The organism is Treponema bryantii, assembly GCF_900113965.1.
In the GTDB taxonomy this organism is placed as follows: Bacteria; Spirochaetota; Spirochaetia; order Treponematales; family Treponemataceae; genus Treponema_D; species Treponema_D bryantii_A.
This window is the reverse complement of sequence record NZ_FORI01000003.1, coordinates 1-15,144: the sequence shown is the minus strand read 5'-3', so window position 1 is coordinate 15,144 and position 15,144 is coordinate 1. Positions and strand designations below refer to the sequence as shown.

Sequence of the window (15,144 nt, the reverse complement as noted above, 5' to 3'; positions counted from 1 at the left end):
TGCCGATTCTTATTATTTTAACCAAATATGCTTATATCTACTTCTTCTGTGCCATCATCAGCGGCAGGTGCATCGCCTTCTGGTGCTGCTGTATTTGCAGTCTCTGGCTGTGCTTCAGGAGAAGGAGCAGGTGCTGCTGCAGGGGCAGGTTCTGCTTTATTGATTTCAGAAACTTCTGGAAGTGTTTCTTCTTCCTGAGCTGGCGCGGCTGGAGAAGTTTTGCTTGTTTCCTTTTCCTCTTTTTCACGAACAAGTTTAAGAATATCTTCTTTTTCCTTCTTTGTGAGAATGCGAAGAATGTTAATATTATTTTCACCAATCTGAAGTGTCTTTAATGAACCATCAGCTTCTTTTTCTGTAAGCAGCTGAACAACTGGTGTTTTTGGATTGTCTGGATTTGTATCAATAACTTCTGCAATCTTACGGTTAGAAAGATATACATAAGTTCCAATAGGGTAGAGAGAAACTGTATACAAAAGTGCTTTGATTACAGAGCCGTCATAAGCATGTTCTTTGTTCTGAAGTAACTCAAGTAAAGCATCGAATGTAGATTTTTCATCTTTATAACTTCGAGGAGAAGAAATTGCTTCGTATGTACAGGCAACTGCAATAATCTTTGCAATTGAAGAAATCTTATCTCCGGTAAGACGGCGAGGGTAACCAGTTCCGTTTTCTTTTTCGTGATGTTCAAGAACACCAAGCTGAATAGAAAGACCAAAACTCAAATCTTTAATGATTGTATAACCAAGCAGTGTATGCTTTGAAATCTGGGCTTTTTCGCGAACGGAAAGCTTTCTTGATGTCATGTACAGCTGTGGAGGAAGACGGAGCATACCAATTTCATGAAGAATACTGGTAACACCAAGTTCAACCATCTTTGAAAGCTGGAGGTGAAGCTGCTGTGCAATTGCGAGACACAAAACAGTTGTTCGCATTGTATGAATGATAAGGAAGTTTCTGTCTTCAGCCTGAATAGTTGAGTTTACGCGCAGGATGTAACGTCTGTGCTCTTTGATAAAGATACAAAGATCCTGAACAGTATCTGAAAGTTCTTCCTGGTCAATTTCTTTATGTGTAGCGTAGTGGGTGAAAACAGACTCAATATAGTTCATGTATTCTTCATAAACTGAACGAACAAGTTCCATGCGGGCCTTATCACTGTTACCAACAGCAGTGTGCTTAGAGCTCTCAATGGCTTTCTTTACATTTTCACCGATTTTTTCTTTCTGGATTTCATTCTCGGAATCATCAGCTCTGGAAACACCGATATCACCACCAAGACTGATTGAACCGTCACTGATAACTTCTTCAAAGCCCCATTGTCTGAGAGCCTTGATAAGTTCATCTGTCATTTCAGCAGTTTTTGGCAGAATGAGAAAAGAGCTGTCTATCAAAAGGTCACTCGTGTAGGTTATTCCAGCACGAAGTGTATTGATGTTAATTGATTCCATTTTTCGATAATTACCCATTTATTATATCGGCAATTAATAAAAAAATCTTGAATTTAAAACGTTTTAAATAAAAAAAAGTTGAAAAGTCTCACACACTTTTCAACTTTTTAAAAGCAAACATAGGAGTTAATTTTCAGGTGTCTGGATGTCGTTTTCCCACCCGATATTATCACCAACACTTTAATTATCGGCCATTGTCATTTTGACTTTAGTATTTTCCTAAAAAAAGATTGACATTAATTCATTTTTTTTAGATTATGTTGAAATATGAATGAAGAACCTATAAATCGTGCTTCTCTTGAAAAACTTTCATTTTCAGACCTTGTGCAGCTGGCAGATGAATACGGCGTTGATGTTCCGGAAGATCTGGACAGACGCTTCCTTATCGCAGAACTTCTTGAACTTTCAGAAGAATCAAACAATAAAGAAGATGAAATGATTATCGCTACTGATGTCGATAATCAGCAGCCTCTGGTGCTTAACGGAAACTTTAATGAAACTCAGGTTTCATGCGTTTTACGAAATCCTGCATGGTTATTTGTTTTCTGGAATCTTAATGATAATGATTTAGCCAGAATCAATGATAATCCCGCCTGCAGCTTAAAGCTTAGAATCTGTTCATACGAAAATCCTGGTGATGCAAAACCAGATGAAGCTTTTGAAGTACAGACTCCTTCACAGAGTCAGGAACAGTACGTTCTTCTTCCTACAGGAAAAAAATATATAAAAGTTGAACTTATATGTGTTACTGGCAGTACAGGGGAAGTTATTGCTTTCTCTCCAGTAATTTCAATTCCGCAGGGGGCAGCAATGGTAAATGAAATGCAGCCTGGCCGCGAAGAACCTTTATCTCCGGTTATCGAACTTTCTGGAATGAAGGAACTTATAGTAGAGCAGTATAGAAATCACAGACATTCTTTTTCATGATCGGGTAAGGGTTTAGTTTATGCAGAAAATTTTGAGTATAGTTATTAAAGCAAGTCAGGAATTTATACGTCACTCCGATGAAGACTTGAAAGATAATGCTCCCGTTTTAAATAGTTTTTACGAATCAATTTCAAATGTTTATATTCCACTTTTAAGAATGATTGAAAAACTAGAGGCAGATAAGATTAAATATCGTTTTGCTCTTGTTCTTCCTCCGGTTTTGTGTAATATGCTTTCTGATCCGGAACTTCAGGAAGACTATATCACCTGGCTTGAAAAACGTAATACACTTGGTAAGGCAGAAATCAGACGTAATAAGGCTGATGAAAAGCTCTGCGCAATCATAAACGACACAATTGAATCAAACAAATCTCTTCTTGCAGATTTTACAAATAAATACAATAAAAACCTTATTCCTGTTTTTGCAGAGTATATGACCAGAGGCTATATTGAGCTTATGGGAACCTGTGGAACAGATATCTTTATGCCGCACTATGCAGATCTCAAAGAAATCATTTCTGCTCAGATTGAAAGCGGACTCCATGCATACCGTCAGTATTTTGGTGTTATGCCGGAAGGTTTCTGGCTTCCTGCAATGGGGTATACACCTGGTATTGAAAAGCTTATCCGCGCTTACGGCTATACCTACACAATTCTTGATTCAAGAAGTATTTTGTTTGCAGAAACTGTACCGGACGCAGGTATCTTCTATCCTTCTCGTACAGACAATTCTCTAGTTATTTTCGCAAGAAACCGAGTAATTGACTCTGAGCTTTTTGGTGAAAACGGAATTATTTTTGCTGAATGCTATAGAAATCAGAACAGAGATATTGGTTACGAACTTCCTATGGAAAAACTTACAAGTCTGATTGATAAGGATCAGATTCGCTATTCAACAGGCTATAAATACTGGAACCGCTGTTTTAAAGATTCCGGCTGTCTGTATAACAAAGAATGTGCAGAAGTTCAGGTAGAAAAAGATGCAGCAGCCTTTGTTGAAAAACGCTGCCAGACTCTTGATAAGGCTGCAGAGCTCCTTCCATCATATAATTATGTTTCAGAAATCTGTACTCTGGATATTTCAAAACTCAGTAAAACCTGGAATGAATGTATCAGCTGGCTTGAAAAAGTTATAAGAAAGGCTAGTGATGCAGGACTTTCTGTTCTTTCATGCGACAGAATGTGTGATGAACAGTACAATCTTGAAAAAATTGAGCCATATTTCTCTGCTGGAATTGGTACAGGATACGGTGAAAACCTTCTTTCAAGCAAAAACTGCTGGATGATGCGCTATATCAGAAAGAGTTGTGAGCGTATGATTGACCTTGCAGGCCGTTTTCCAATGGATACAGGACTTAAGACTCGTCTTTTGAATCTTGGTGCTAAGGAACTTATGCTTGCACAGAGCCTTAATCTTGCAAAAATGATTAACCGTTCCGAGTTCCCACAGTTTGCAGAAAAACGCTTTAAGGAATCTATTGCAGCCTTTACAGCTGTTTTTGATTCACTTGGTTCGAATACTGTAAGTACAGAATGGCTTACAAAGCTTGAAGCAAAAGATTCTATCTTCCCTTGGATGAACTACAGAATCTTTACTAAAAAGAGATAGTATTAATAATCTTGATCCAGCTGCAGGGAATCCTGAATCATCTGGAACATTTCAATCTGATAACGGGCGCTTTGAATACCCTGAATTGCCGGGTCAAAGCGCTTGTTTAATTTAATGGCTTCTTCCCAAACAAGAATTGCATCTTCCCATTTTGCATCTGCATAATATTTGAGGCCAATCTGGTAATATTCATCTACCTGAGCATCAATTACACTTCGTCCCTTATCACCAAGCAGAAGCTTTGCAGAAAGGCTGATGCGGTTTACCGGGGCCGCAGAAGTTGTAAGGTCAAGAGTATAGTTCATGTTCAATCTGATTTTTGCAACTTCAAATTCAAAACCGGTACTGATTCTTGGGTTTGCGCCTTTAAGAGAAAAACCTGCAAGCAGAGATACAAAAGAGGCAAACTGAATGGAAACTCCAGAGTTAAAATAAGGAATCTGATATGAATTGATGTTCTGAAGGTTTAGTGGCTGTACAAAATCTGCTGAAACTGTGATAGGTTTAATGAGTTTTACAGAAATACCTGCCGCAACAGTGGTTGGAAGCGGGTCATCAAGTTTAATTTCATCTCCAAAACCGGTTAATGCTACACCAACGTTCTGTGCAGAAAAACCAATTCGAACGTTCGGGTCTCTTGAGGAGTAGAACTTAAGGAAGTTGAACTGAAGCATAAAGCCTAAATCTGCCATAATAGCAAAGGCACTTTGTTTAATACCTGAACCTGCAATTATAGCCCCGGTTTCATTGTCTGTATAATCTGGCATTCCGCGCCAGCCGGCTTTTACGGTAATTCCTGAAGCAAGTCCCTTAAAATCATAACCTGCAAGGACGTTGTAAGAGGCATTAATAGCCGCTATACTTTCTGTATAGTAATTTGCTGCAACTCTATCACCAAAGAAATCATATTCTGTAAAAGGCAGATAGAAGCAGGAAATGTATCCGCCATAACTTAAATGCGGAATATTTTTGAATCTTGTGGTAAAGGCAAGACTTTCAAGTTTAGAGTCTGCAATCCAGGCATTATGAAAAAGGGCTATCTGAGTTTCTTTTTGAATTGCTCCCGCTGCAGGATTATAGCGCAGGTAACTGATGTCATCGCAAAGGCCCGTATAGGCATTTCCAAGACTTTCAGTGCGCCCTCCAAAAGGAACTAAAAGTGAACGGAAAGAGGTTGTACCTTCATTTGAATCAGTCATTGAAGAAAAAAGATCGCCCAGAACAGAGCTTACATCTGTAATAGTAAGGGCACCTGCTTTACTGCAAAGAAGAATGAGGAAAAATAAAACTGTCAATTTGCGGGGTAAATTACCCATTTTCTTCATAATCTACTTCTTTTTCGGAATTTTAATTCTTTTCTATAAGTATAATATCTTATTTGCCGAAAATAAAATATAATATAATTAATAATATGAAAGGGAAAGTTTTTCTCTGTTTAGCATTCGGAATCCTTCTCACCGTGCCTTGTGCCTATGCGCAGGAAAAGGATGATTTGTCTCTTTTTGAAATCGACAGACTTATCCGCCGAACAGAGTATGATGAAGCCCTTCGACAGCTGAATATCTACATCGAAAAAAATCCTGAAAATTTTGATAACGCACAAAGCCGTATAAAACGAATCATGCACGCTCGTAATCAGTATTCTATTCTGGCTGAACGCCTTATCAAACTGATTCAGACAGATCCTGGAAACAACAAGGAAATATATGAGATTACGGCCCAGCTTGAAAAATTCGAAAAGCATCCGTCAGACCAGAACCTTCAGTTTATTGCCGACTTGAAAAAGTCTGCAGAGTTTAACTATTTCCGTGCTCTGTTTCTTGAGATTCAGAATGCCACTGCAGAGCTTTCCGGCAAAGGTGAATATGTAGCCGCTGTTGAAAAAGCAAAAGAGGGCTTCTGGCTTTACCGCGACAACTTTTACGATCAGTGGGAAGACAATACTCAGCTTACAGATGCTGTTAATCAGACCCTTGCAAGACTGGATCAAAGAATTGCAGAGTTTGAGGAAAAGAACTATCTTCCTCGACTTAATAACCTTGTAAATGATTTTATAAAAGCCGCAAAAGCAGAGCAGTATGAACAGGCTATAAATAGACTTGCAGAAGTTGAAGATGCCTTCAGAAACTATAACAGACTGCGTCAGGGAATTATTACAGTTGGCCAGGAGCTGCAGACACAGTTTGCAGAAGTTCAGAAACTTGATTCGGATTCAACCGATGCTTCGTTCCTGCCTTTTATGTTCCGTTTTGTTTACGGAGTTGATTCAGTTCCGGGTTCTGGTATTCTTGGCGCGGTAGATGCACAGTGGAATCATGCTGTCGGAAATATGAATGATGCAGTATATGCTGTGATTCTGAAAAAATATGGGGGCTATTCAGTTTCTTTGAATAAGACTCTCGTTAATGAAGTAACTCGTTATTCTTCTCTGGAAGACCGTGTACTGGATATTTATAAACTCGCAGCAGCTGAATCTCATACTCTTGAAAATCCATATGCAGCTTATTATTCATTAAATGATTATGCAGAAAAGCTTTGTACAGAAGCATACAGAATTGCAGGAATCTATTCTCAGGTTCAGGATACTGCTGCCAGTCAGGAAAAGAGTATTGCAAGAATTACTGGAAACGAAGTTGATATAAAAGAGCAGGGTGAAATTGTAAGAGGCCTTTTTGAATCTAATTCAAAGCTTACAACAATTGTCGGAGAAAAATATAAACAGCAGCTTTCTGGTTATCCATGGACTGAGGCTTATGAAGTTGCTGCAAATACTTCCGGTCGCCGAGACTTTGACGGGCTTACTGCAGTTTATACAGAAACTCTTGATAAGATTTTTGATGAGACTTCTGGAATTATCAGCCGCGCCTGGAACGAAATTACCGGTTATTACAAGCTCAGCTCAGATTCTGTTTATGAAAATGTGCTTGCTTACAGTAATTCCGCAGATAAATACCGCAATGGCTTCTTCACAAAGATTCCTCAGAATATTTTGACTGAGCTTAATAGAGATATTTCTAAATCAGTTGTTTATGAAGATTCGTTTAACGCAGACCCGGAACTTGATTTTGGAATTTATTACAGTTATCCGGATATCTCGCTTTCAATTACACAGTATGTTCAAAAGACAGCTTTGGATGGAATCAGGTCTATTGATGACTATGAAACTGTAATTTCAGAAAACTATGCGGCACACGGAAGCCGTGGTGATGAATCGGTTCCAGCCTTAGTTGTTGAAACAAAAACTTATTTTGAACAACAGAGACAAAAACTCCGTGCCCTTATTACAACTGCACAGGAGCAGGGAGCTGTAGCTCGCCGTCAGATGACAGCCGCTCAGCTCGCTCGTAATGAAGCAGACCTGCGTTATACAGAAGCTCAGAATGCTCTTCGAAATGAAGATTTTGATACAGCACGAAAGAAGCTTCAGGATGCCCTTACAAAATATGATGAAGCTTTGATGAATCAGAATGATGAGACACTCAGAAGTCAGACAGATACAAAACTTCAGACTTTGGGTGAAAGTATTGCAAAGGCAGAAAACGAGCATGTTGTCCGCGAGGTTCGTGATCTTAAAACAAAGGCAAAGGATGCTTACTTTAACGGCCGCTTTGATGATGCAGAAAAATATCTGAATCAGGCAAAAATCCGCTGGGCAGTTACAAATATTAATGAAGATGAAGAAATTACAAACCTCCTGAACTTTGTAAATACTGCCATTTCAATGAAAACTGGTCGTGAGATTCTTCCGTCTGCGCCACAGTATCCGGAAATGTCTCAGCTTTTGAATATGGCTTATCAGTATTTTGATGAAGGAAGCCGTAAGATAGGAGAAGGTAACCGTGCTGCAGGAGAAGAAGATCTCGCCCGTGCCCTCGACAGTATTCAGAAACTTCAGTACGTATATCCTTTGAATCAGGAAGCATCAATTCTTACACTCAGAATTAACCGCCTCATGAACCCTCAGAAGTTTAATGAAGAGTTTGCTCAGAAAATCGAAATGGCAAAAATGATGTGTAAGAGCGCAGAAACAAGACAGGAAGGTTATGCAAATCTTCTTGACTATTATGAGCTTGAACCAAATTATAAAGGATTAAAGGATCTGATTTATCAGGTAGAAATTGATATTGGAATCAGACAAAAGCCTGTAAGTAATACCGGTGCAAACCGTGCAAAGAAGCTTGTAGCTGATGCACAGAAAATCTATAACTCTGCCGGAAACGATACAGCAAAACTTCAGAATGCACTTTCAAAAATAGATGAAGCTCTGGCCCTTGTTTCTGATAATCAGGAAGCAATGGCTTTGAAGGATAAAATTACAACAAAGATTGGCGGTAATACATCAACTGTACTTTCTACAGAAGATGAACGCCTTTATCAGCTTGCAATTCAGAGACTTCAGAATAATAATGTAGTAGGTGCGAATGCAATAGTTGATCAGCTTTTGAAAAAGCCTGCAAATGCAAACTCGCAGAAAATTAAAGACTTGAAGAATAAGATTGAGGCCCGCAGCTAGAGTATGAGAAAAAATATGTCGCTTTTCAAAAAATTATTCTTCCTCCTTCTGCTAGCTCTTACTCAGTTTTCTGCTATTGCGGCTGCCGATTTTTATTGGGAAAATCCTGTCGTAATTACTGATACAGATTCCCGCTTCCCGGTAACCTTGACTTCTTCTGACGGGGCGCGGACATATCTTTTCTGGCAGGAAGTTGATCCTTCTACACATCAGACATACATTTCTGTTCGAATATATACATCGCTCAAAGACTATACAGAGAACAGAGGCTTTGCAGGACCTTTCATTTATTCTGGAGATGAAGTTCCAGATTTGTATACAGCGGCAATCTTAAAGAAGGGGACAGTCGCTGTTGCTGTAATGACAGGTCTTTCAAATCTTTCGGTATTTGTTTCAAATGACGGATGTAAAAGCTTTACCGAATCAAAAATACCTTCATTATCTTCTGTTACTGTTGCACCTCGTATTTATAAAACCGGTTCAGATACTTTCAGACTCTTTACATCTGTAGGTGAGGAAAACTCATTTACAATTTTCTCTGCAGAATCTTCAGACGGTATTAAGTGGCCAAAGCTTTCACAGTTTACACCTGCTCAGAATTACAGAAACCCGTTTATTCCGGTTCTTTTGCCATCTTCGTTTGGTGATATAGTTGTATTCCAGGCACAGTACACTTCGGCAGAAACTAACAGACTTTCTTATCAGCTTTATATGACAGTTGATTCTTCCGCTGCCGGAAAAAACTGGACACCTCCTGTTTTAGTAACAGACAGAAGTTCTCTTCCATCTCGTGGTGGAAAACAGTTTCACGAATATCAGAACCAGAGACCTTCTCTTTATGAATATGAAGGAAAGGTGTATCTTACCTGGGAAAGAACAGATTCTGTAAACTCTTCAATCTGGGTAGAAAATATAACGGCTGCCGGAGTAACAGCCGGCACTTCAGAGCAGCTTACTCATAGCGGTAATGCGAGCCGGCCAGTTATGTTTGAATTTAACGGCGCACTTTACATGACCTGGTTTGATACAAGGCGCGGTCGTGAATCTGTTTATATGGTAAAAAAAGACGGAAGTTACTGGAATGAATCAAGTCTTGCAGAAAACAGAAATTCCAATATGTTCGTTTATCCTCTTGTGACAAAAGATTCTGCAGAAGGAATAAAGGTTCTTTCGTTTATATGGCAGCAGATAAATACTGCATCAAAAAATTCTATTGCAATTCTTTCTCCAGATAGATCAGTTCTTCCTCCAAACTTTACACCGCTTTCATTTAAGAAGGGTAAGAGTTCAAGGTCAGAAGATGTACGCATTCAGATTAATTTCCCAAGCGACTCTTCTAATATATCTGGATATTCATATACCTGGGCAAAGGAAAATGCTGTAGAGCCTCCAAAGCAGATTGAGCATTTTACAAAGGAAAATACAATAAGACTTAAGGCTAATGAAGATGGTAATTATATTCTTTCTGCCCGAGTTGCAGACTATGCGGGAAACTGGTCTGAGCCGGCACAGATTACCTATCATCTTGACCTTACACCTCCACTGGCTCCTGTAATTGAATTTAATAATCTTGATGAATATGGTTTTGTTTCATCAAATAATTACAGCCTTTCATGGAATGCTTCACCGTCAAAAGATACGGCACAATATCTTTATAAGATTGATTATCTGGGTGCTATTCCAAAATCAATTGCAGTTTCGAAAAAGCATCCTATGAGACTTTCTGCAAACTCTGTTGAACAGATTAAAGAAAGCCTTATTCAGCGATATGAAAATCAGCTTACCAAAGTGCGCCGTCTCACAACCAGCAACGCGACCCAGACAAGAAATCTAACGACTAGCCGCTACTACAACCGTGCAAACGGTGTTTACATGATATCCGTAGCCGCAGTGGACGAGGTTGGAAACATCAGCGAGCCGGTTTCATCTCTTTATATATTGAATAAATTTCAGCCGTCTACGTACATCACAAGCGTACAGCAAAGCCGCACAGAAGCAGGCGAGAGTATCCTTACAATTAACGGTGGCGGCTTTACATACGATGGAACCATCCGCGAAATCTATATTGATGTAGACGGTAAGGCTCCTTACGACCTTGTACTTACTTCTGCAAACGGACAGTACCGGGTACAGTCAGACACAAGAATCTCAAATGTTAATCTTGGAACCGAACTTGATGAAGGCACTTATAAAGTGGGACTCCTTCATACTGACCGCGGCCTTTACTTTACAGGCAATGTACTCAAGATTTCACAGACAGGTACAGTAAAGATCGAAGCTGAATATGTTCCAGAGAGCCGTCTGAGCCAGCAGTTCAGACAGTATAAATACAAGGTTGCAATCAGTTTTATTGTGCTGTTTATCATCCTTATGATTGTAGCCGTTACTTTGATTTTTATAACGATAAATATACATCAGAATATATACGAGAAAAAATTAATGCAAAGAGAAATTGCTTCTCTTTACACAGGAGCTGCCATGCCATTGAAGAACTTAAGGAAAAATTTCAAACGCTTACCAAGCTTAAAGCAAAAGCTTATTGCGTTCACCTTCTCACTTATTATCGCAGTTGTAATAGCCGTTTCTCTTGAAAACGGTTATAAGGTAATTAGACTTCAGGAGCAGACAATGGCAGCCGGTCTGCAAAACAGAACTGAGGTTCTTCTTGAAAGTCTCCATTCTGGTGTAAAGAATTTCTTCCCTGCAAATAACCTTCTTGAACTTTCTGCTTTGCCTGGTCAAAAGGACGCAATGGATGAAGTTAAATATGTTACGATTATAGGTCAGCAGCTGGATTCTGATTCAGCTGAAAATCTGAATTACATCTGGGCTACAAACGATTCTGATATAAGTGAAAAAATGGATAATTATTCTCTGGTATATGGAGAGTCTCAACTTACAGAAAAAGTAATTCTTGATGTAACTGAAAAACTGAAAAAACTTGATAAAACAATTGCTACAGAGGTAGCAGAGCTTTCAGATAAAATTGACAGCCTTTCAAAAGAAGCTGAATCTTTATATGCTTCAGTTCTTCCGGAAGATAATGAAGAAGCAGACAGGCTTTCGGATGTAATTGCAGAACTCAGAAATGAACTTGATGCCCGTCTTGCAGAATATTCAAAAGCAGCCTGCGGCTCATACCCGGCCTTCGATACCGAAAATCTTAACCGCAGTCTCACAGATTACATTTTCTATCGACCGGTAATGTACCGCAAGGGAACTACGGGAAATTATATTCACAGTGTAATCTATCTTGAACTTTCTACACAAAGCCTTATCGACAGCCTTAATGCAGAAATCAGAAAGATTGTGATTTTCTCTCTTGTAGTTGCAATTGCTGCCGTAGCCTTTGGAATTTTTGGCGCTTATGTATTTGCATCACTGATAGTCCTTCCAATCAAAAAACTTGAAAAGCACGTTATTATGATTGGACAGACAAAGAATAAGATTAATCTGAAAGGAAAAGATGTTGAGATTAAGTCGCGCGATGAGGTAGGTCGCCTTGGCGATGCGGTTAATAACATGACCCACGAGCTTGTTGCAAATGCAGAAGAAGAAGCGCTTGCAATGGACGGTAAGGCCGTTCAGAAAGCCTTCCTGCCGCTCGAAGCCCTTGGCGCAAATAACAAGAACACCTACGCCGAATATAAAGATAACGAGCTTGAATGCTTTGGTTACTACGAAGGTGAATCTGGTGTATCTGGGGACTATTTTGACTATAAGAGACTTGATGATACGTGGTTTGGAATTATTAAATGCGACGTTTCGGGACACGGTATTCCAGCGGCCATCATCATGACCGTCGTTGCTACAATTTTCCGCCGATACTTTGAAAAATGGTCATATGCTAAAAACGGAACTCACCTTGAAAAGCTTGTAGAACAGATTAATGACTTTATTGAAGGTCTTGGTCTTCGCGGTAAGTTTGCAACTCTTATCATCTGTCTTTTGAATGTGAAGACCGGCGAACTTTATATGTGTAATGCCGGAGATAACCTTGTTCACATTTATGATTCAGCCAGCCATAAGATAAAAGTGCTTACACTTGCATCTGCTCCTACAGCCGGAGTATTTACTTCAGACCTTGTTGCAATGCGCGGCGGCTTTGTTGTTGAAAAAACAGTTTTGAATCATGGTGATATTCTCTTCCTGTATACTGACGGTATTGAAGAATCAACCCGCCGAATCCGTGAACTGGATTATACAGTGCGCCAGAATGAAGTTGAAGTTAAGAAGATGAATCCGAAAACTCATGAAGAAGAAACTGAAATCAAGATGGAAGATGCAAAAGAAGAGTTTGGACCTGAGCGCGTACAGCAGATTATTGAAGCTGTTTATAACAAGAGAAAGTTTATTCTTACCAAGCAGGATAATCCGAATACAACAGAAACTCTTGAGTTTGATTTTACAAAGTGTGAGGGAAATGTACAGGAATCAATTCTTGCTCTTGCGTCACTTGAAAAGGTATTCCGTCTTTATAAATCAGATAAAGTTACACAGACAGACTATATAAGAATTGATAAAAAGATTGACGAATTCTTATTAAAATATTTTAATATGTATGATTATTACGCAGCTCATAAAACAGAAGATTCTTCTGGTGTGAACTATGTAGACTACGATCAGATGCTGGAAGATGAACAGTCTGATGACTTAACATTACTTGCAATCAAGAGGGTGTAATTATGAATATTGATGAAATTGGAAATAAGGTAAAAGATTTATTCTCTCGTGGAACTCAAGCTTCAAAAGAGGCACTGTCAAAGGCCGGAGATAAAGTTCAGGATTTTACTGATAAAAGCGTAACAAAAATTGAGATTCATAAACTCGAAACAAAACGTGACTGCAAGTACGAAGAAATGGGTTTAAAACTTTCTCAGATGCTTTTACAGGGCGCTTCAATCACCTGCGAGAACCCGGAAGATATTAAGATTCTCAATGATATTCAGGAAGAAATAAAAAATCTCGCTGAGCAGATCAGCGAGAAAGAAAACGAGTTATAACCTGGCCGGCGGTGGTCAAGCCGCCTGTACAGTGGTTGAAACCGACTGTACGGTGGTTGAGCTTGTCGAAACCACCGTAAACTAAACTACCTCTGCTGGCTTGAATCATGCACCTTCTTATAAACTACATCTCCAGCCAGAATCCTTACAAGTTCCATAGCGAATTCTTCTGCGGCTCCAGGTCCGCGTGAAGTAACAAGATTTCCATCTGTAACAAAAACCTTATTGCTGTATCCACTTAAATATTCCGGTTTTGATTCACCTTCCATTTCAGGATAACATGTCCACTTTTTACCGGCAGGAATCTTTGTCTTTCCAAGTACAACAGCCGGTGCTGCACAGATTGCTGCAACAAGACGGTCTGCGTCCCATGCTTTTTCAAGATGAGCAAGCAGAGTAGTGCATTCAGAAAGATTGATTGCACCTTTTCCGCCACCCGGGCAAACTACACAGTCTGGAATTGAATCTCCGTATTTTTTCATATATGTGTCCAGGCTCATGTCCATAATCATTGGAACGTTGTGAGAGCTGGTTACAATCATTGTGTCATTAAAAGGGGTTCCTTTTACACCAACGGTAATTACTTCAACACCAGCGCGGCGAAGGTAATCTACGGGTGAAAGTGCCTCGATGTCCTCAAAGCCATCAGCAAAAAAAACAGCAGCGGTTTTCATTTTTTAATCCTCCATAATATCAACAGTATATCATAATACAACGAGATCTTCACAAAAAAAAGTGCTGTTTCGAGACCTGTGGTAAGCCGGGCCTGAAATTGCGGGTCCCAGCGATGGCAAAACTGAAAAAGCAATCTCCCAGGGTCCCATCGCGCTTCATTCTGGCTACGCCAGAACAATTGCGCAACCCTGGGGCCCTCTTTTTCATTTTGCCTGCGTCCCACAATTTCAGCCCCGTCTTACCACAACTCCGTTTAGAGTAAATGATGCCCGTAATTTTTTATTCCCTGCAATCTCCCAACATAGAGTTAGATTTGTATTTTTTTTATAAGAACTCTGAAGATACACCTGGAGGTGGGCGGAGTGGGAAAGTGTATGAGGCTGCCTCGAGGAGTTTTGGCGAATGCCATAAAAAACAATTCGAGGATTTTTCGAAGAAAAACCGCAGAATTGTTTTCGCAAAAACTAGCTCGCGAGCAGACTCATACACTTTCCCACGGGAGCCTGCCTCCAGGTGATAATAGCCAGAAAATTTATTTAAAAAAATTGAAAAAAAAAGTAAAAAAAAAATACAAAAAAAACAGGGTGCGCTATTGACACTTTTTGGTGAAAGGGATATATTCATTTTCACCGTCGCAACACTGAGTTGCGGCAACGAACTAACAAAAAGTTCTTTGACAGATCAGGGAAGGAAATAACTGACTAAATAATTTTTTATGTTTTTTATATCAACGAACAAAAACATACCCGCAAGTTTCGGTTCTCGAAACTTGATTGTAAATCAATTCAGCAAATAGATAAAAGCTGGTTTGAACTGTTTATGAAGATCATTAGCCTTCGGGCTATTGAAATAATCATGGAGAGTTTGATCCTGGCTCAGAACGAACGCTGGCGGCGCGTCTTAAGCATGCAAGTCGAGCGGTAAGATTGGTGCTTGCACTAATCCTAGAGCGGCGGACTGGTGAGT

General features: G+C 39.5%; 8 protein-coding genes and 1 rRNA gene. 6 read left to right on the top strand and 3 right to left on the bottom strand.

What is annotated here, in order from left to right; translation table 11 throughout:
* Positions 1-17 precede the first annotated feature (17 nt).
* A complete protein-coding gene (locus tag BM161_RS04745; protein WP_074931107.1) occupies positions 18-1,451 on the bottom strand; it encodes a cyclic di-GMP phosphodiesterase in 1,434 nt (477 codons plus the stop codon).
* A 267-nt stretch (positions 1,452-1,718) separates the two neighbouring features.
* On the opposite strand from BM161_RS04745, the gene BM161_RS04740 reads away from it, so the two are divergent.
* Together BM161_RS04740 and BM161_RS04735 are read left to right on the top strand one after the other, a co-directional pair.
* On the top strand, positions 1,719-2,378 hold the full coding sequence (locus tag BM161_RS04740) for a DUF4912 domain-containing protein (protein WP_074930850.1): 660 nt from the start codon (positions 1,719-1,721) through the stop codon (positions 2,376-2,378).
* Positions 2,379-2,397: 19 nt separating this feature from the next.
* Complete coding sequence (locus BM161_RS04735) at positions 2,398-3,987, top strand: 1,4-alpha-glucan branching protein domain-containing protein (RefSeq protein WP_074930849.1); 1,590 nt, start codon at positions 2,398-2,400, stop codon at positions 3,985-3,987.
* Positions 3,988-3,989: 2 nt separating this feature from the next.
* Here BM161_RS04735 and BM161_RS04730 read toward each other — a convergent pair whose 3' ends face one another.
* Positions 3,990-5,303 (bottom strand): UPF0164 family protein, encoded by a 1,314-nt coding sequence (locus BM161_RS04730; RefSeq protein ID WP_074931106.1) that lies wholly within the window; start codon positions 5,301-5,303, stop codon positions 3,990-3,992.
* A gap of 95 nt (positions 5,304-5,398) precedes the next feature.
* Between BM161_RS04730 and BM161_RS04725 the strand changes: the two genes are divergently transcribed.
* The 3 genes from BM161_RS04725 to BM161_RS04715 are packed head-to-tail and all read left to right on the top strand — an operon-like array spanning position 5,399 to position 13,503.
* Positions 5,399-8,500: a hypothetical protein gene (locus BM161_RS04725; protein ID WP_074930847.1), complete on the top strand. Its 3,102-nt coding sequence runs from the start codon at positions 5,399-5,401 to the stop codon at positions 8,498-8,500.
* Positions 8,501-8,515: 15 nt separating this feature from the next.
* On the top strand, positions 8,516-13,183 hold the full coding sequence (locus BM161_RS04720; RefSeq protein WP_074930845.1) for a SpoIIE family protein phosphatase: 4,668 nt from the start codon (positions 8,516-8,518) through the stop codon (positions 13,181-13,183).
* A gap of 2 nt (positions 13,184-13,185) precedes the next feature.
* On the top strand, positions 13,186-13,503 hold the full coding sequence (locus tag BM161_RS04715; RefSeq protein ID WP_074930843.1) for a hypothetical protein: 318 nt from the start codon (positions 13,186-13,188) through the stop codon (positions 13,501-13,503).
* An 86-nt stretch (positions 13,504-13,589) separates the two neighbouring features.
* Here the strand turns inward: BM161_RS04715 and BM161_RS04710 are convergent, their stop codons facing one another.
* Complete coding sequence (locus tag BM161_RS04710) at positions 13,590-14,177, bottom strand: DJ-1 family glyoxalase III (protein WP_074930842.1); 588 nt, start codon at positions 14,175-14,177, stop codon at positions 13,590-13,592.
* Between the two features lie 853 nt (positions 14,178-15,030).
* Between BM161_RS04710 and BM161_RS04695 the strand changes: the two genes are divergently transcribed.
* Positions 15,031-15,144, top strand: a 16S ribosomal RNA gene (locus tag BM161_RS04695); the annotation flags it as partial.